Raw genomic sequence first — 18241 nt, 5'->3', positions numbered from 1 at the left:
TAAAACAAAACATTACAAAAAAGAAAAAGCTACTTAAGGTATTTTTACTTAAGTAGCTTTTCGCAATTTACAAAGTATTTATCCTATGCAGCCATTTCCGTAGTGTAATGTCTTTTTTTGAACGTACACTAATCTTAGCGACAAACAAACACCAGCCACTAACAAGCCGACAGTTAGACCAATCCAGTAGCCTGTTGCGCCTAAGCTTGTATAATGAGCAAGCACATAACCTAAAGGAATACAGATAATCCAATAAGCAATGAGGGTCATCACAAAAGACACATTAACATCTTTATACCCACGTAGGGCAGCTTGAGCTGTTGCTTGAATAGCATCAGATATCTGAAAAAATATCGCATAAATAAGAAAGTGACCGATTAGTTGAATAACAGCCTCTTCATTTGAATAAAAACCAGCGACTTGATAGCGAAACAACACTACAAAAAGTCCTGTACTTAACGCGATTACAACAGATAAACCAATACCAAGCCAGCTGTAGGCACGTGCATCCTTCTGCCTTTTAGCACCGACCTCGTACCCTACGAGAACAGTTAAAGCCATTGAAATACTTAATGGAATCATATATAAAAATGAGACAATATTTAAAGCAGATTGGTAGGCTGCTATAGTTGTAACATTATATTTACTAATCAAAATAGTAACAACGGCAAACATACTTGTTTCAAAAAAAATAGATAACCCCATAGGGACTCCTATTTTTAAAATTTCTAAGCATTTACTCCAGGAAAAAGAACGGAAGTATTTTAGACTAACATATTGGTTAAATATCTCGTGATTTTTTATATAAATAAGAGTTAATATTAAAATTAGCCAATAAGTAATTGATGTAGCATATCCAGCACCTGCACCACCAAGCTCGGGTACCCCCCAATTCCCAAAGATAAATACATAATTTAATAGGAAGTTAATGGGTAGTACGACTAGTAAGATCACCATTACCACTCGTGTTTTCCCTAATGCATATACAAACGAACGTAGCACGTTAAATATAAACAAGGGGATAATTCCAAAGCTTAAGCCAACTAAGTATTTATACGCAGTTATCCGTACGTTATCGTCTAGGTCCATATTATTTAATATTGGGTTTAATAAAATGGCACCAAGCAATATGACTGCTACAGCAATGCCTAGCGCTAAATATATACCATTAGTTACCACTAGTGATACATCACGGTTTCTTTTTTCACCAAAGTATTGAGCAGCTATAGGGGATACAGCTAATAATATACCGCTTAGCCCGGTAAAAATCGGTGTCCAAACAGCTGAGCCTATAGCAACCCCTGCTAAATCGGATGGATTATACTTTCCTGACATGATTGTATTAAAAAGAACCATAGAAAACATGCCTAGCTGTGTAATTAAAATCGGAATAAGTAGAATTATAATTTGTTTGATTTTTTCTGAAATAGAAAAGGTTTGCTCCATGTGATGTACTCCTAATGTCAGATTGTTTCGCAAACCTAATTATATTCTATTTACTGTATATTTGCAGTTATTTTTTCTATGTGAATACAATTGTTTTATTACCGTGCACAATGACTCGGTCCTCTACATGCCATTTCACAGCTTTTGCTAAAACTGTTCTTTCTATGTTTTTCCCAATGCGCTTTAATTGTGCAACACTATGTTTGTGTGTAACCCTATCTACCCCTTGTTCTATAATAGGACCTTCATCTAAATCATTCGTTACATAATGCGAAGTTGCACCTATAAGCTTTACCCCTCTATGAAAAGCCTGCTCATACGGGCGCGCTCCAACAAAAGCCGGTAAAAAAGAATGATGGATGTTAATGATCTGATTAGGAAACTGTGCAACAAAGGTTGGCGAAAGAATTTGCATATATTTTGCAAGTACGATCGTATCAATATTATTTTCACGTAATATGGCTAACTGCTCTTGCTCGCATTCCCACTTCGTATCCTTAGCAACCGGAATGTAATAAAACGGTATATGTACTTGATCTGCATACAGCTTTAGGGATTGATGATTACTCACAATAGCACAAATATCCGCCTGTAAATCTCCTGCTTGCCATTCATACAACAATTCTAATAAACAATGATCTTCTTTTGTCACAAATAACGCTATACGCTTTCGTTCACTGCTTAGCTTCATTGTCCACTTCATGGAGGCAGTCTTTGCAATGTAACTAAACTCTTCTGTGAGCTTCCTGAGAGAATCGTGCCCAAACTCAAATTCCAATCGCCAGAAAAATTGTCCTTCCTCAGTTGTATGCTGGTCAGAGTCCATTATATTAGCACCTTGTTGAAATAAAAAAGTTGATACTTGTGAAATAATTCCCGTTTTATCCGGACAAGAAATAAGTAACCTTGCTAGATTTTTAGTTTCTTGTGGCTGATTGTTCATCTGAAACCCTCCCTTTTGTGGCATTATAATATATTTTCGGAATTTTTAAAATATAATTATTCGTATATTTTGTGAACTTCTGAACTTTTTCTTTTCTCTCCTGGATTTTACTGCATGAAAACCCTGGCTCAAGCTTGAGCCAGGGTTTTTATTAACATTACTTATTTTGTATTTAACATTCTCGCGATGTTTCGAGCCTTTTTAAACAGAAGACTTTCTGCATGATTGATACATTCCTGTAAGCTTGACGGACCGACCGCTATTGATTCACAGCTCACAAAGTAATTATATAGATCCTCATATCCTTTCCCCAGGCTACCAGAAACTAATATTGCTTTAACATTATGTTTGCTCGCTTCTTTTCCAATGTACCCAGGTACTTTTCCGAACAATGTTTGATAATCACTCTGTCCTTCTCCCGTAATAATCCAATCTGCTTGTTTTATTTTTTCAGGTAACATAGAAGCTTTAGCGACAAGCTCTGCCCCTGATACAATTTCTGCCCCAAGCGTTAAAAAAGCAAAACCAAGCCCACCAGCTGCCCCTGCGCCCCCTTTAAATTGCATGCTTCTCCCAAGGTGTTCTTCTATAATAGAAGCGTAATTTGCTAAAGCACTATCTAATTGAAGGACCATATCAGGTGTGGCACCTTTTTGCGGCCCGAAGGTGGCAGAAGCGCCTTTAACACCACATAAAGGATTATCTACATCACTAGCAATCTCAAACACACACTCTTTTACTTCAGGCATCATAGTCGTGTAATCAACTCCAGTGACTTTTGCAACAGAATAGCCAAAGGGCAACACATGTAGATTATCTTTATTATAGAATGATACACCTAACGCTTGAAGCATCCCTAAGCCACCATCATTTGTGGCACTTCCTCCTAAACCAATTAAAAACTTTCTATACCCTTCATGAATAGCGAGCTTAATCACCTCACCAATTCCATATGTCGTTGTATGCAGAGGGTTGCGTTTATCGCTACGTACAAGAGTCAAACCTGCTATTTGAGCTATTTCTATTACTACTGTTTTGTTGTCTCTTAGAATTCCATACTTTGCCATTATTTTTGATCCTAATGGACCCGTTACCTCACATTGTAAAAGCTGTCCCCCTGCTGCATACACTACATTTTCTAACGTACCTTCCCCTCCATCTGCCATTGGAATTACTTCCATATCAGCTAACGGAAGCTCCATTTTAAAAGCATCATGAATAATAACACCGGCTTGTAATGCAGAAAGACTTCCTTTAAAAGAGTCTGGTGCTATAATGATTCGCATAATACACCACCGTTCATTCTTTTTTACTCCAAATAGTGAAGTATAATGAGCATTTAATTATATTATACTTTGAAACCAGCTGACATTTTGTAGGAAAGTATAAATAACGTATTGGAGTTATCTTATCTTCTTGTTACAGACTGTTGTTGTATATCGTTAAGCTTTTCATCCTATTGCTGCATTTCACCACTTCTCGAAACATCTTTCTGATACTTCCACACCTAAAGGACCGGGTTTCTACATTTATATAACCTTCACTCCCTCGCAAACCGCACTCTTTCACTTTAAGCTTATAAAACTCTTATTAACATTATAGAAGAAAACCATACTTCCCAAATACATAGAATACGTTTAGTGCTCATACACTCTACACGTTCGCCTATTTTGTGACAAATTTGTTAACAAACCGATTATTTTTTCATATAAGTAAGTAAACCCTCCTTACTCTTACGGGTATAATTGCAAGCGTTTTCAGTTTTTACTTTCGTTTACATACAGAAAATTTGGCAATAATGCATATTAACAAAAGTCGCCTCAACCAATGACTTTATTACTTTAAAGGTGGGTTTTTATGAAAAAATCAAAAAGAAGTAGCTTTGGAGTTCCTTATTTACATTTTGGTGTTGGGGAGCCACTTGTTTTAATTCACGGACTAGGTGAAATAAAAGAAGGCTGGTTAAACCAATTTGAATTAGAAGACCAATTTGAGCTAATTATTCCTGATTTACGAGGGCATGGGCAGCATAAACCATTTAAAGACATATCAATTGAACACTTTGCGTCTGATATAATTAACTTGTTAAAGGAATTACGTATACAAAGCGCTCATATTTGCGGTTTATCAATGGGCGGTGCTGTAGCGCAGGAAATTTATCGTCAAGCTCCCTCTATGTGCCGCTCATTGTTGCTAGTTAGCACTATGCACTATGTACCAAAGGCTCTAGGACAAACTTTATCTGTACTAAAACATCCACATATAAAAATGTTAACAAGCCAACAACAAAAGGAGCGCGCTGCTCGGCTATGCTTGTATTCATGGAAAGGTGATACTGCGAAAAACATGTCCCGATACTTTAATCCGGATCCAGATGCGTTTCAGCAATCTCTTCAAGCATGCTTAAAGGTCAATAATCTATCCTTATTGCCGAAGATTAAAGTCCCAACACTCGTGATAGGTTGTCAATACGATGCTATTATACCTGTATGGGTGCAACTATGGATGCACAAGCTCATACCACACTCGGAGTTCGTTATTATGAGAAATTGCGGACACGTTGCAAAAATCGAAGCGAAAGACCGCTTTAACTCCTTAATACGGGAATTTCTAACAAAGCAAAAGCAGGCTGCTGCCTAGCCTTTAGCTTATCAAACGTCTTCATATACACCGCTATAACAAACTGCTCCTTAATTGACATTATGAAAAAATCATACAAAAATAAGTGGGAAAGCTATACAAGAGCTTTCCCACTTATTTTTAAAATTCAAAGCTTGATGGTTGAAGCAGCTTTTCTTTTTCTAGCATATTTTTAATTTCATCCAAATCAGCTTTTAATGCTTGAAGCTTAGCTAGCTCTTCCTTTATTGCTACAAGATCCTTATGAGTTTCATCGATAGCTATGCTAGGTGTAAGATCAGCCTTCTCGAAAGATTTTGTTACATTCATTACTTCTGTTGTCTCGGTTACCATTTTTTGAATCTGCTCATATGCTAAATCAACTTTGTCTTGAAGAACCCAAAGCTGTTCTTCTACTTTGTCAATTTTATCTTCGGTTTGTATTGATAACTTCGCAACATTGGCAACATCGTTCTTCGTAGGAACGTATAATAATGTTGCTAAAAACTCCTGGTATTTCCTTAAAATAGTAACGTATCGAGCATGAGAGTTAGCACTTAAATTAGATAAACGTACGAACTCATCGTTATTTGTGCCCATAAATAGTAATCCGTTTAGTTGTCTCTCCCAGAATTTACTTACCTTTAAATAAGTGTCGAACGGATCATACCATTTAAAATATGCCACTAAACATCCCCCCTTTTCAAATGAGTAACTAACGGTGGTAGCCTTTTTCTAATGTACTATGACTTTACAGGTTCTGATTTTACAGGTTCTTTTCCCGGCTCATTATACTTTTCCATGTATTTTTCAAATGGGAAGATGATGGCCTTCAATTGATTTGTAAACAAATCAACAAACCCTTTTTGACTTTCATAAACAAGGCGAGCTGTTTGCTTCATATTAGCAACATATTGGTCACGACTTTGCTTTCTAATTTGCATATAATGCTGAAGAGTTTCAATATACTTTTCTACAGATTGTCTTTCTGACATTGATTTAAATGGCGTAGCAATTAATTTTGCGGTTCTTTCTTGAATGCTATCAAATACTTCATTTACTTCTTCATATGATTTGATTGGGAAGAAATGCTGAATCGCAGTTGTCGACATTAAAAATTCCTCACGAGCTGTTTTTTCCCAAGATCTTAGCTCATGCATAAATGTCTCGCTAATTTTTTGAACATTTTCTTGACTTCTCTTCATGCCTTCTGCATATTGATGAACAGCCTTTAATAGAACCTCATCACGAAAATCCGCTCTTGCTGCCCATGCATCTATTTCTTGAAGAATATGCTGCCATAATAAATCTAAACTAGTAAGTCTTTCCTCATGAGCTTGTTGTTCCATTTTTTCATTAGCTGGTTCTTGAGCATGTACCTCTTTGTTTTCAGTCATATTAATCTCCTCCATTTCAATTATTAAAACGGTTACATTTAGTTCCTTCTATTAAATTATTAAGTCCCAGTAAGAATTTGTAAACAAAGCCTTATCGACACCTATCATCATTTTTTGTAACACAAATCAACAAACACATTAAGAAATCTAGAGATAATAAGGACTTCTCATAAAAAAGAGAATTGTCGATATTGCAAATAGAAACGAATTTTGTCAAACTTAGACTGCTGTTCACACAATGTTCAGATTATTGCTGTAACAAAATGTTCACAGCAGCATCCAGAATTGATGTTTTTGTCACATCCTGTAGTGAAATCACACATTCTATTCACTAATTTTTACAAAAAAAATCCACCAGTGCTAGTTCTAGTGGATCAAAAATGCGTTATCTAGCATTTACTAAAGTTTTCATTGTGTCTTCTAAACGGTCAACCACTTTGTGATGAGTATTTCTTGCATACTTCATATATTCATCACCAAGGTCTTCCCATTGCTTACGTTGCTCACGAGAGTATGCAACATAAGATTCAACATTGTTTTCAAGATTTCCTGCTAAGCGATCCATCATTTCAAATCCTGACTTAATAGGCGTTGTTGCTAGTGTTTCTGCACGGTGTGCTACATCCTGCCATTGCCTTAACATCTCATTTTCTTCCTCAGACTTTGGTTGTTCTGCATCTTCTGTACGAGCATTCATAGTTGCTACAGCCTGCTTCATTAACTCTGTGTTTGTTTTCCGAACATCGCTGTAAAGGTTAACAACAGATGCACGATACTCTTTGTTAAATTGCATTAACTCTTTTAAAGCGTTTAAATATGCATCCTCTCGCTGCTCACGCATTTGTCGAGCGCGCGCTACAGAGCGTTCGTACTGATTCCAAAATGTGTCGACAAATTGGTTCATTAATCTTGGCATTTCCATAACCTCATTGTTTACTTCTTCCTTTTTGTCTGCAGTGGCCTTTGTAGTTGTACTAGTCTTCTTTGCTGGCATCTTCCTCATTCCTCCTTTTTTCATCTTTTACTTCCTCTATTGGACCCTTCTTTTGAAATGGAGGGAGATAGAGCTCAATAAAACTGGAATACATCTTAAAAAACTGGTCAAGCATGGTTTGATACGATTCTAGTTGATTAGCATAACCCTTTAAATACGTTATACCTGCTTTTGTTATAAAGTAGCGACGTTTTGCTGGACCAGGTCCGTTAGTATCCCATTCTGATGAGACAAGCTCATCCTTTTCTAATTGTCTTAACAAACGATATAAGTTCCCTTGATCAACCGACTTAAATCCAAATGCTTGTAGCTTCTGACTTAGTTCATAACCGTGTAATGAAACCTTACTTAGAAGCAATAAAATAAATGGAAGAATAAAGTTCTTTGAAGGACTAATTGACGGGTTGTTGTTTTTGCTTTCCATGTATTATCACCTCTTCCTATATATGTATTTTACACCTATAAGTAAAAAATGTCAATTGTCCTATATATGTATTTTACATGTATAGGTCATAATTACGATTTTTCTTAATATATATAAAAACAATAAATTTCTTAGATGTTTTTACTTTACTAAATGTTAAAATGCTTTATAATAACCTTTAAAAACCTAGGAGGAATTATATGGAAAAAGGCAACATTCCTTATTTACGTTTAGGCTTTGGAGAACCTCTCGTTCTCATCCACGGACTTGGAGAAGTAAAAGAAGGCTGGCACAACCAATTCGAGCTCGCCGATCAATACGATATGATAATTCCAGATTTGCGCGGGCATGGTGATTGTGAGAATCAAGAAGACATTTCTATTGAAATATTTGCTGAGGATATTATTACATTATTAAAGAATCTCAATATTGAAAACGCTAACATTTGTGGACTATCAATGGGCGGTGCTGTTGCTCAGGAAATTTATCGACAAGCTCCCCACATGTGTAGATCGCTTATTCTCGTTAGTACCTTTCATTACTTTCCTAAACAATTTGGGAAGCTATTTTATAAGTTCAGAGAGCATAAAGCCCATTCTCTTTCTAGAAAAAAACAGAAAAACTACGCAGCCCATATTAGTTTATATTCATGGGACGACAACACAGTACACGAATTCAACCACTATTTCCGCCCTAAACCTGACGCATTTTTAAATTCATTAAAAGCATGCCTCAAAGTAAATAACTTATCACTTCTACCAAAAATCACTGCACCTACTCTAATAGTTGGAAGTCAATATGACTCCGTTCTCCCAGTATGGATTCAATTATGGATGCATAAATTAATTCCACACTCTGAATTTGTAATACTTAGGAACAGTGGCCATGTTGCAAAAGTAGAAGCAAAACATAGCTTTAATGGGTTGCTTCGTAATTTTTTAGGAAAGCAGAAAGCAACAGCCTAACATTCTTGTTTTGTTAAAAGTTAAAAATATCTCTCTTCACAAAGTCCTTATTTATATTCATAATATTGCGGGAAGAATTGTCTTCCCGCAAATTGTTAATAGCATTCCGTGCTTACACTTTAGTTTCTTCTAAAGCATCTGAACGACTAGCAAGCCAAGGGTCAATAATATCTGCAAATACTCCCGTTAATGCCAGTGATACGTGACCAGCTTCGATTAATTGATACGTCTTATCTTTACTTGATACTAAGTCCATAATAGGCAAGCTTTGTGGTTCAACAACAAGATTATCATTTGAGGATGACACTACAAATAAGCTACAATCTATTTTACTCAAATCTACTTGCTTACCACCTATTTGCATTTCTCCTTTTACAAGCTTGTTTTCTTTATACAAATCATTGAAAAATTGTTTAAATGCTTTTCCGCTAAAAGAGACCGTATCTCGTGTCCATTTATCCATACGACGCCATTTATCAACATAACGTTTGTCATCAGCTCGACTAATTAAGTTCGTATACGGCGTTAAATATATTGGGGATAAGGCACGGAACATTAAATATAAATATTCAGCAGGAATCGTACCATAAACATTAGCAAGACTATCAACACTCAATATTCCTCTTCTCAAGCCATCTAACCATTTCGGTGGTACAATTGACATGCTGAAATCGATTGGAACTGTTGCAAGAATCAAATTTCTAATTGGCTCATCGGAAATTGATGTATAAATAGCAGACAATGTGCCTCCTAAGCAATAGCCTACTAAAGAAATCTCTCCAGCATCAGAATGGCGAATGGCTCGCTTTATTGCTCTTCTTAAATAATCATCTACATATGTGTCGAGGCTAATCTCGCTATCTTCAATTCCAGGAGACCCCCAATCTAGCATATACACATCGTAGCCTTTTTCAGTAAGACCTCCAATAACACTCGAGCCAGGTGCAATGTCAAGAATATACGGCTTATTTAATAATGAATACACAAAGAATAAAGGGACATTGTATTTTTTCTCTTGAGCAGGATAGTACCACAGGACAGTTTTATTTTTCCTCCAAACCTCTACACGCGGTGTAGTACCTACCTGAAGGTCTGGTCCAAGTAATGCTTTATATATTTCTTTCCAACGTCTCATTTCCTTTTGATAATCTAAAGCTGGAACTTTTGGCTTGCTAGGTGTTTCAGTCGCCATGCTAATGTCTCCTCTCAACCATATGATTAGTATTAATTAGTTTCACTCTCAACTAGCTCTTGTTTCTCCGTCACATCTTGTTTTTCTAGAATCATGTCTCGAACGCTTCCCCATTCATCTTTTAATTCTTTTAAAAGGGAGAGTTCTTCTTTTATCTCTTGTATTTCTGAACTCATTTTCTTTGACTCAGCAAGCTCCTTTTTTGTTCTTGTCATCTCAGTTTTCAGCTGCTTTGTAAGCTTTATAATATCTTTAGACACATCAATCATGGATTCAACATCCTTGTTTGTATCCGAAAGACTGTCTTGTAAAGACCAGATATGCTCTTCAAGATTATCAAGCTTATGCTCTGCTTGAATAGTGAGTTTAGCAACATTAGCAACATCTGACTTTGTCGGTATATTTAATACATTTGCAATTAGTTCTTGATTTTTCCGTAAAAATTCCACATATTTAGAATGATATTCTGCCTCTAGGTTTGACAGCTTTACAAATTCACTATTATTTGTCCACATAAATAACATTGCATTCATTTGCTTTTCCCATAAACTACTTAACTTCAAAAAGGATTGATAAGGATCATACGTTTTATTTTCTGTCACTTCTCTCACCTCTACATAATATATTCTTAAAACATTGCTTTTAGCTCCGATAATTGTTGAGAAATAGTTAACAATTTTGTTGAGCGATTATTCGTATCTATTGAGTATAAATCACTTTTTGCACTCTTTAATCCTTCCTTAACACGTGATACTTTTATCTGTACTTTCCGTTGATTCTTAATCACTGTATATACGAAATCTTCAAGCATATCCAATCTATCCTCGAACTTAATTACATACTTTGAAAGATCAATAATGCTATGCTTACAAGGAACATCGTGTAACGTTAAACATTCCGTTACATACTGCCTAGCACTCTGCACCTGCTGCACATGAATGTTCAGTGACTCATTTAAGCATTCCACAAAATTTAACGTATCAGTTGCATTATAGAGCTGCTTATTACAATTCTGTTCTAGTTTTTCTAATATTCGTATGGTCTCTTCGTCAAAGAATTGCATAGCATCCACCTAACGGAAATAACATCCATTTATTAGAAAGTTTTACAAAATATTCATTGACTATCTGATAATTTCATATATTATACAGTTGAATAGAGACAACGGAAACTATCTCTATAATAAATAAGGAGTTGATAATCATGCCTACAACTACAAACAACGGAACTGAGATTTATTATGAAGTACACGGCGAAGGAGAGCCCCTACTTCTTATCATGGGTTTATCACACAATGCACTCTCCTGGAATAGAACTTGGCCCGCTCTTGCTGAAAAGTATCAAGTAATCCTATTTGATAATAGAGGCACTGGGCGAAGTGCTAAACCACAATCCTCGTATTCTATTGAACTAATGGCAGATGACGCTAAAGCAGTTCTCGATGCAGTCGAAGTTGATAAGGTTCACGTCTATGGCATATCAATGGGCGGGATGATTGCACAAAAGCTAGCAATCAATTATCCTGACCGCGTACAATCTCTCATCCTTGGCTGTACGACAGCAGGTGGTGCCACTCACATACAACCAAGCCCAGATGTATCCATGTTAATGATTTCAAGAGCATCCGTCCCTTCTACACCTGAGGAAATAGCTTGGGCCGTTGTTCCTATCCTCTACAGTGAAACCTTCATCGAGAATAACCATTCAGACATAGCCGAAGATATAAAAACAAGAATTGAGATCCCGACGCCTGTTCACGGTTACATGCTCCAACTTCAGGCTTGCTTAGCTCATGATACGTCTACTGATCTTGAAAAAATAACTGTTCCCACACTCGTTATTCATGGAGATGCAGACAAGCTCGTACCTTATGAAAATGGTGTCACTCTAGCTTCACGAATCAAGAATGCTGAGTTATTTACAGTACCAGGTGCTGGTCACATTTATGTGACAGAAGCTGCGGATATTGTAAACAACAAAGTGTTACAATTTTTGCAAAATCAATAATTTTTTAGAAGTGCCAAGACTTTTAATCTCGGCACTTCTTGCTATTTATTTATACATTTAGTTTTTCTTGCTCTAAATCTCGCAGAGCACGACGTAAAAGCTTTCCGACTGATGACTTTGGTAATTCATCCTTCACTTCTACCACCTCAGGAACTTTAAAAGGAGCAAGATATTGCTTAGCAAATTGAATTATATCCTCTGCTGTTGATTCAAACCCTATTCGTAATTTTACAAAGGCCTTGACGGACTCACCACGATACTCATTTGAAATACCGATAACAAGTGCCTCTTCAATAGCCTCATGTTGATATAGAACTTCCTCTATTTCGCGAGGATATACATTGTATCCGCTTGCAATAATGACATCTTTTTTACGATCTAGTATATAGAAGTATCCATCTTCATCCATTCTCGCAATATCACCCGTAAATAACCAACCATCCTCTAAAACTAGTTTTGTTTCTTCTGGACGATTCCAATACCCCTTCATTACTTGAGGACCACGAATTATTAACTCACCTGCTTCACCTACTGGAACATCGACTACACCTTCAAGTGTATCCTTCACTATACGACATTCTGTACCAGGAATTGGTATACCTATACTACCTAATTTTCTTTCTAAAAATGGTGGATTGAATATAGCAGATGGTGAAGATTCTGATAATCCATATCCATCAACTAATCTATTACCAGTTTTTCTTTCGAAAATTTTAATTTGTTCAACTGGTAATGCAGCTCCTCCACTACTTACGAAATGGATATGGTCAAAGCCATAATCCTCTAAATCCGGCTGACTATTAAGCGCGATATACATCGTTGGTACAGCTGACATTTGCAGCGGTTTCTCTCTTTTTACAATTTCCATCACTTCACGTACATCAAATCTAGGTAAAATTAACTGATTACAGCCTTCACGAATACCGGCTAAAGCGTTACATGATAGACCAAACACATGGAACATTGGCAAAACACTCATCATATTAAAGTTTTCAGGTTTATCGTCCCATGCAAGGTAACTAAAATCACAAACCTGAATAACATTTGATAGTAAATTATTATGTGTAAGCATTACACCTTTTGATACACCAGTTGTACCACCCGTGTATTGTAAAACAGCAATATCTTCTTCCCTATCTATCTCAACTTCAGGTAGAGGGGATTGTTGCTTCATAAATAATAGTTCATCAAAGTACACATCACCGTCTGCTAGCTCATGCTTAGTGCCGGTAAAGCTAACTACTATAATTTTCTTAAGTGACGTATTAGGCTGTACTTGCTTAACCTTTTCATAAAAGGCATCTAGTACAATCATGTATTCCGCACCAGAGTCTTTTAAAACATACTCTATCTCACGTTGCACATACATAGGATTCACTTGCACTACTATTCCACCAATACGAAAGGCAGCAAATAATGAAAAAATATAGTGAGGTGAGTTTGGTAACATAATAGCGAAGCGATCTCCTTTTTTAAATCCACTATTATGTAGCGAAGATGCCAGTGTTTCAGCGATATGCTTCGTTTCAAAAAAACTCCACGACTTTCCAAAAAAACTTAATGCTGGATTTTCACCATATTTTCTGGCGGCTTTTGCTAACAACTCAAAAAGATTTGTCTCTTCAATAGAAACATTATGCGGGATTCTACGGTCGTATAATTTTAACCAAGGCTTTTGCTCATAACCCATACATTATTCCCTCCCGAATTAACTTGTTAATATTCCACCAGCCAAATAAAATATGATTGCAGCATCCATTATTAAGAATTAAAACTTATATTTGGTATTTACTAGTGCAACCGGAAGAATATTAGTTCACTTAAATTATTAGTTATATCAACGTTTTTGTAAAACTCGCTATTCCGACAGACTTCATCAATATATAGCACAATTCATTTCAATATGCTGAGAGATGAATTAAATTTCACATATTTTTAGTAATAATTGGTAGAACATTGTCGGAAACTTAGTGATTGTTCACAAAATTATCAAATAATCAGTTGAAATTTGCTTACGAATTACTGTGTTAAACTAACAGAATGTGATCTGATTTACATTAAAAGCGCCTTGCTAAGCACTAGAGCTAGACACTAATCTAAGTTAGAAAACCTATACTTTCTATAAACGTCAAAAAAAGAAGAGTATTCCCACATTTACTGTGTTCATACTCTTCTTAATAGAAATCAGTTATGCATTGCGCGTTATACTAAGGCCTCATCATAGGCTTTTGCTAAAACCTGTATGGGGTGCTTTACAGGTTTATTTGTTAATTGATCAAGCTGATTTTTGCACATACCACACTCTGTTACAGTGTATTCTCCATCCGTCACAGCAATTGCATCAGCCATTTTCTCACCCATTTGCATAGACACATCATATTTTTCTTTTTTAAACCCAAACGTACCACATTGACCACAGCAACCTGCGGCAACATCTTGTATTTGATACCCTGGAATCAGTTCTAACATATCCATAGCTGGATTACCAATTCCTTGCGCCTTCATGTGACAAGGTGAAAAATAACCTACTTTTTGCTCACTAGGAGCTAATTGAGTATTTAATTCTCCTAGTTCATGTAGCATGCGCAAATACTCATTCGCATCATATACGTGACTAGCCAGTTCTTTCGCTTTATCGGTTCCCAAGAAGGAGACATATTCCTTTTTCAAAGCAAGCGTACAGCTTGTGCATGTAACAACTACATCATAGCCTTCTTTGACATATGAAAGAAGACTATCAATATTGTATGACGCATTTTTTAAGCCTTGCTTCATTTGACCATTTGCGAACATTGGTACTCCGCAGCATTTTTGCTTTGGCTTTACAACATCTATTCCATTATATTTCATAACCTTAATGAAATCCTGTGCTACATCTGGCGCATTATATGTCGCATAACAGCCGACAAAATATGCTACTTTTCTTTTCGTTGTAGCTGTTTTCTTTTTATATCTTCGATTAAAATTATTAAATTGATAGTCTGGAAATTGTCTATCAGCATGTATCCCTAGCACAAACTCCATTGCTTTTCTAGCAGGCTTAAGTTTCATTGTAGGATTTGTAATTGGAGCAAAAGCTGAACATACTTTTCCTAATAACTCAGCATTGCTCAGCATAACATCTCTAAATTTAGTTCCTGATTCTTCTGCATGCGCAGCTTTTGCATACGCAGTTAACAGCGATACATGGACATTTTCAGGACAGGTTAAATCACATGTTCCACATAACGTACAAAGTTCGATGCGTTTATCATCAATATACTCTTGATTGTTAATTAGACGTTTCAATTCCGGACCTAAATGCTTTGGTCCACCAAAATCTAACGTCACATTAGAAACGGGACAGTTAACAGTACAAGCATTACACTTAACACATTGATCAAACGAGGATTCGACAAATTGTTGATTAAGCATTTTGCAACTCCCCCTTCCTCGCCCGTTCTATAGAAACCACGCTTTCATAGCTTGATAGTATAGAAAACACGCCTCCCGTAATACCATATTGTGTAACTTGTATTCCACAGCTTGCACCGACAGGGTACACATTGTCAGGACATTGTTTAAATTGGCCTAACTCATTTATTGGCAATCCTAATACTGTATCCTGTATACCAGATACCGTCTTTTCAAGACCGCCCCCTAAAATCCCACCTGTTGCAATGATAAACTTTTCGGCTTTTAAACTAATTTGTGAGTTTACATTGTTTATTGTTATCTTCTGAAGTGTATCATTTTCCATAATATGCCCCACGACTTGAGAGTTCTTATAGAATCTAATACCTAGTCTAACAGCTTCTTTTTTTAACACATTAAAGAGGCGCACTGCGGTAGCATTCGGTGGCATACCTGGTGCTTCTGTTATAGTGGCATGTAGTTGTTTTCGCATATCGGCTAATACTGTTGACCACATATCTACGCCCAGACAAGCAGGAAAAATATACATATCCGTTGTGTCATCGGTTTTCTCTTTAATTTGATTCAAAACATGTTGGCGTACGTCTGGTTTATCAAGCAATCTTGCAGCATCAAGCTGTGTCATTGTTCGTTGCGATTGATGCCCAAGCGAAACGGAAATTGTATCTACCACTAAACCCGGAAGATCTTTCAATAAATTCTCTTTAATATATTTAGGCTGGAAATCTATGATTTCTTGAAACCCAACAACAACGACATGACCTTTATCTATAATCGGAGCAATAGTATTAGGATATAAATTAGTATGCTTCACACGTCCTGATCCAGTAACAATTGGGACAAGCTCATGCAAACTTCCTTGATAGGGATATTCTAATCTATCAGTTAATACTTTAAAAGCTTCAATAGCATTGTCTCGGTTTCCATTAAACACACTTATATAGTCTTTTATCGCAGGCATGACTTCCATTACGCCCGTCGCTTGCATAAGCTTTCCTACACCAGATGATACGAGAGCAACGTTTTGATTATGCTCTTTTGCCCAAATGGCGGCTAATAAGCCAGATAGCCCTTGACCTATTACAATAAGATTATACATAGTATGTCTCCTCCTCACCGACATCTAATCCTAAAGCAACTTTATATATAGTTTCCATAAGCTGCAGTTGTTTTGCCGTTTCTCCTGTTGCAACAACTTTCATTCCTTTTCTACGTTCTTGAATAGCATTTTGCAAAGTAACATTTGCTTCGTCTATTGTTGCTATGCCTTTTTCTACGGCCATGGCTGTGGCTCGGTGCTTACAAAATGTCCCTTGACACGGTCCCATACCTAATCGAGTGCGTCTGCGAATATCACCTAAATTAAAGTGTCCACCTTTAGGGAACGTAGACTCAATTTCAGCCCATGTTACTTGCTCACATTCACAAACAACAGTGTGATCTGTTTCTTGTTGTTTCATTGTCTCTTCAATTTTCTTCACTCTTGTACCAGCCCAATGCAACAATTTTTTCTTAGCAGCTGGAGCCATATTGATGTCTTTAAAAGCTTCTTTCACTTCTCTATGTGGTACTACTTCTTCATGTGTCGTGCAAGGCACTGAAACAGACAGTTTTTCACACACTAAATCTACTGTTTTTTCCGCCATATACCGGAACGTTGTAAGCTTACCACCTGTTATCGTTATAAACCCCTCTACTCCATCACGCTGCTTATGATCTAACAAAGCCATTCCTCGCGTTACATTTCGACCACTACTGTCAGACGACATGCTCTCTTGAAACAGAGGCCTGCTACCGCTGAATGCCCGTATCATCCTAAGTTCATTAATATTAGGAATTAACGCTTGCCCTTCTTTTAACATATAAGCAAGCTCTTCACGACTTAAGGAAAAGTCATTAGGATCATTCACATTAATGCCAGTTGTTCCAAATATCGTTACATCATGTCCGGGAACAAAGATGTCTGCATCCCCAGGGAGGCGTAAACGGTTAATAACCTGGCGATTAAAGCGAGTATTAAATATAGTCAACATGCCTTTATTATTTATAATGTTAAGAGAAATATCTGCTAAACTAGCTACTTGTGCTCCCCAAGGTCCTGCAGCATTTATAACCATATCGCAGTAGATCTCAATCTCTTCCCCTGTATACGCGTTGCAAACGACTACCCCGATCACGTCACGCCCTGATTTTAATAATTCGGTTACTTTGTGATAAGTGAGTAACTGAGCGCCTCGGCGAACAGCATCTGCCACTACATCGATTACAATTGTAAAACTGTCAACAGCTCCATCCGGTACACGATACACAGCTTGTATTTGTTTACTCAAAAATGGTTCATCTCTTAAAGCTTGGTCAATAGATACCTCCTCTACTGGAATACCTACCTTGGCACAAGATGCTAGCCATTTCTGAACATACGCATCATCATCTTCTGGAACTTTAACAAATAAACCACCTGTTTGCTCAACAGAGCCTGGTATTGTTTTCTTAATAATTAAATTTTCAGTATAACTTTCTATCGCCGCTTCCTCATCACGAACTGCATAACGCGCACCTGAATGGAGAAGCCCATGGTTACGTGAGGATGTTCCATGACTAAGGTCGCGTTGTTCCACTAACACACCATTAATACCTCGCACAGCTAAATCACGCAACACACCTGCTCCGGTAATACCACCGCCAATTACAACAGCTTGCGTCTGGATCTTCTCTCTCATGCCTATACCTCCTACCATTATAGAAAAAGTCGTTTTTCAGTTTTTTCCAATTAAACTCATATTCACACTAAAAAGAGAAGCCAAAACACACACAAGAACGCATTATTTTTAACGCATCTT

Annotated in this window: 17 protein-coding genes; 3 read left to right on the top strand and 14 right to left on the bottom strand. The window is 36.8% G+C overall.

The window, feature by feature from the left end; all coding sequences use genetic code 11:
* Window positions 1–78 precede the first annotated feature (78 nt).
* From EJF36_RS07040 to EJF36_RS07030, 3 genes are all read right to left on the bottom strand, one after another.
* Window positions 79–1446: an MATE family efflux transporter gene (locus EJF36_RS07040; RefSeq protein WP_125905634.1), complete on the bottom strand. Its 1368-nt coding sequence runs from the start codon at window positions 1444–1446 to the stop codon at window positions 79–81.
* Between the two features lie 76 nt (window positions 1447–1522).
* On the bottom strand, window positions 1523–2389 hold the full coding sequence (purU, locus tag EJF36_RS07035; protein WP_260471842.1) for a formyltetrahydrofolate deformylase: 867 nt from the start codon (window positions 2387–2389) through the stop codon (window positions 1523–1525).
* Between the two features lie 161 nt (window positions 2390–2550).
* On the bottom strand, window positions 2551–3675 hold the full coding sequence (locus EJF36_RS07030; RefSeq protein ID WP_125905632.1) for a glycerate kinase family protein: 1125 nt from the start codon (window positions 3673–3675) through the stop codon (window positions 2551–2553).
* Window positions 3676–4246: 571 nt separating this feature from the next.
* Between EJF36_RS07030 and EJF36_RS07025 the strand changes: the two genes are divergently transcribed.
* On the top strand, window positions 4247–5029 hold the full coding sequence (locus tag EJF36_RS07025) for an alpha/beta fold hydrolase (RefSeq protein ID WP_125905631.1): 783 nt from the start codon (window positions 4247–4249) through the stop codon (window positions 5027–5029).
* A 120-nt stretch (window positions 5030–5149) separates the two neighbouring features.
* Here the strand turns inward: EJF36_RS07025 and EJF36_RS21460 are convergent, their stop codons facing one another.
* The 4 genes from EJF36_RS21460 to phaQ form a co-directional block, all read right to left on the bottom strand.
* Window positions 5150–5695: a hypothetical protein gene (locus EJF36_RS21460; RefSeq protein WP_185806850.1), complete on the bottom strand. Its 546-nt coding sequence runs from the start codon at window positions 5693–5695 to the stop codon at window positions 5150–5152.
* Between the two features lie 56 nt (window positions 5696–5751).
* On the bottom strand, window positions 5752–6405 hold the full coding sequence (locus EJF36_RS07015) for a hypothetical protein (protein ID WP_125905630.1): 654 nt from the start codon (window positions 6403–6405) through the stop codon (window positions 5752–5754).
* Between the two features lie 385 nt (window positions 6406–6790).
* Window positions 6791–7399: a hypothetical protein gene (locus tag EJF36_RS07010; RefSeq protein ID WP_185806849.1), complete on the bottom strand. Its 609-nt coding sequence runs from the start codon at window positions 7397–7399 to the stop codon at window positions 6791–6793.
* Window positions 7380–7823, bottom strand: coding sequence for a poly-beta-hydroxybutyrate-responsive repressor (gene phaQ, locus EJF36_RS07005; protein WP_125905628.1), 444 nt, complete (start codon window positions 7821–7823; stop codon window positions 7380–7382). The genes EJF36_RS07010 and phaQ overlap by 20 nt, the downstream gene beginning before the upstream one ends.
* A gap of 200 nt (window positions 7824–8023) precedes the next feature.
* Between phaQ and EJF36_RS07000 the strand changes: the two genes are divergently transcribed.
* Entirely contained in the window at window positions 8024–8788 is a 765-nt protein-coding gene (locus EJF36_RS07000) for an alpha/beta fold hydrolase (protein ID WP_125905627.1), read from the top strand.
* A gap of 112 nt (window positions 8789–8900) precedes the next feature.
* On the opposite strand, the gene EJF36_RS06995 is transcribed toward EJF36_RS07000, so the two are convergent.
* From EJF36_RS06995 to EJF36_RS06985, 3 genes are read right to left on the bottom strand one after another with little or no spacing between them, the layout of a single operon-like run.
* Window positions 8901–9980: an alpha/beta fold hydrolase gene (locus tag EJF36_RS06995; protein ID WP_125905626.1), complete on the bottom strand. Its 1080-nt coding sequence runs from the start codon at window positions 9978–9980 to the stop codon at window positions 8901–8903.
* 32 nt (window positions 9981–10012) lie between these two features.
* Complete coding sequence (locus EJF36_RS06990) at window positions 10013–10582, bottom strand: polyhydroxyalkanoate biosynthesis repressor PhaR (protein WP_125905625.1); 570 nt, start codon at window positions 10580–10582, stop codon at window positions 10013–10015.
* 26 nt (window positions 10583–10608) lie between these two features.
* On the bottom strand, window positions 10609–11043 hold the full coding sequence (locus EJF36_RS06985; protein ID WP_125905624.1) for a hypothetical protein: 435 nt from the start codon (window positions 11041–11043) through the stop codon (window positions 10609–10611).
* Window positions 11044–11183: 140 nt separating this feature from the next.
* Here EJF36_RS06985 and EJF36_RS06980 point away from each other — a divergent pair, with 140 nt between their 5' ends.
* Entirely contained in the window at window positions 11184–11987 is an 804-nt protein-coding gene (locus EJF36_RS06980; RefSeq protein WP_125905623.1) for an alpha/beta fold hydrolase, read from the top strand.
* A 49-nt stretch (window positions 11988–12036) separates the two neighbouring features.
* On the opposite strand, the gene EJF36_RS06975 is transcribed toward EJF36_RS06980, so the two are convergent.
* From EJF36_RS06975 to glpA, 4 genes are all read right to left on the bottom strand, one after another.
* Window positions 12037–13677 carry a long-chain-fatty-acid--CoA ligase gene (locus EJF36_RS06975; protein ID WP_125905622.1) on the bottom strand — a complete coding sequence of 547 codons (1641 nt, stop codon included), beginning with the start codon at window positions 13675–13677 and terminating at the stop codon, window positions 12037–12039.
* A 512-nt stretch (window positions 13678–14189) separates the two neighbouring features.
* Window positions 14190–15401, bottom strand: coding sequence for an anaerobic glycerol-3-phosphate dehydrogenase subunit C (locus tag EJF36_RS06970; RefSeq protein WP_125905621.1), 1212 nt, complete (start codon window positions 15399–15401; stop codon window positions 14190–14192).
* Complete coding sequence (locus EJF36_RS06965; protein ID WP_185806848.1) at window positions 15394–16500, bottom strand: FAD-binding protein; 1107 nt, start codon at window positions 16498–16500, stop codon at window positions 15394–15396. Before EJF36_RS06965 ends, EJF36_RS06970 begins: the two co-directional genes overlap by 8 nt.
* The gene (gene glpA / locus EJF36_RS06960) at window positions 16493–18121 is read right to left on the bottom strand and encodes an anaerobic glycerol-3-phosphate dehydrogenase subunit GlpA (protein ID WP_125905619.1); all 1629 of its coding nucleotides are present in this window, start codon (window positions 18119–18121) and stop codon (window positions 16493–16495) included. Before glpA ends, EJF36_RS06965 begins: the two co-directional genes overlap by 8 nt.
* Between the last annotated feature and the right edge of the window lie 120 nt (window positions 18122–18241).

The organism is Bacillus sp. HMF5848, from assembly GCF_003944835.1.
GTDB lineage: Bacteria > Bacillota > Bacilli > Bacillales > HMF5848 > HMF5848.
The sequence above is the reverse complement of the archived record's forward strand: the minus strand, read 5'-3'. Positions and strand labels throughout refer to the sequence as shown.

What these genes read in the sequence shown, in the direction of transcription:
- EJF36_RS06980 (WP_125905623.1), top strand. Translation starts at nt 11,184, where the DNA reads ATGCCTACAACTACAAACAACGGAACTGAGATTTATTATGAAGTACAC.
- EJF36_RS07030 (WP_125905632.1), bottom strand. Translation starts at nt 3,675, where the DNA reads ATGCGAATCATTATAGCACCAGACTCTTTTAAAGGAAGTCTTTCTGCA.
- EJF36_RS06995 (WP_125905626.1), bottom strand. Translation starts at nt 9,980, where the DNA reads ATGGCGACTGAAACACCTAGCAAGCCAAAAGTTCCAGCTTTAGATTAT.
- EJF36_RS07040 (WP_125905634.1), bottom strand. Translation starts at nt 1,446, where the DNA reads ATGGAGCAAACCTTTTCTATTTCAGAAAAAATCAAACAAATTATAATT.
- EJF36_RS07010 (WP_185806849.1), bottom strand. Translation starts at nt 7,399, where the DNA reads ATGCCAGCAAAGAAGACTAGTACAACTACAAAGGCCACTGCAGACAAA.
- EJF36_RS06985 (WP_125905624.1), bottom strand. Translation starts at nt 11,043, where the DNA reads ATGCAATTCTTTGACGAAGAGACCATACGAATATTAGAAAAACTAGAA.
- EJF36_RS07015 (WP_125905630.1), bottom strand. Translation starts at nt 6,405, where the DNA reads ATGACTGAAAACAAAGAGGTACATGCTCAAGAACCAGCTAATGAAAAA.
- EJF36_RS06965 (WP_185806848.1), bottom strand. Translation starts at nt 16,500, where the DNA reads ATGTATAATCTTATTGTAATAGGTCAAGGGCTATCTGGCTTATTAGCC.
- EJF36_RS07000 (WP_125905627.1), top strand. Translation starts at nt 8,024, where the DNA reads ATGGAAAAAGGCAACATTCCTTATTTACGTTTAGGCTTTGGAGAACCT.
- purU (WP_260471842.1), bottom strand. Translation starts at nt 2,389, where the DNA reads ATGAACAATCAGCCACAAGAAACTAAAAATCTAGCAAGGTTACTTATT.
- phaQ (WP_125905628.1), bottom strand. Translation starts at nt 7,823, where the DNA reads ATGGAAAGCAAAAACAACAACCCGTCAATTAGTCCTTCAAAGAACTTT.
- EJF36_RS07025 (WP_125905631.1), top strand. Translation starts at nt 4,247, where the DNA reads ATGAAAAAATCAAAAAGAAGTAGCTTTGGAGTTCCTTATTTACATTTT.
- EJF36_RS06970 (WP_125905621.1), bottom strand. Translation starts at nt 15,401, where the DNA reads ATGCTTAATCAACAATTTGTCGAATCCTCGTTTGATCAATGTGTTAAG.
- glpA (WP_125905619.1), bottom strand. Translation starts at nt 18,121, where the DNA reads ATGAGAGAGAAGATCCAGACGCAAGCTGTTGTAATTGGCGGTGGTATT.
- EJF36_RS06975 (WP_125905622.1), bottom strand. Translation starts at nt 13,677, where the DNA reads ATGGGTTATGAGCAAAAGCCTTGGTTAAAATTATACGACCGTAGAATC.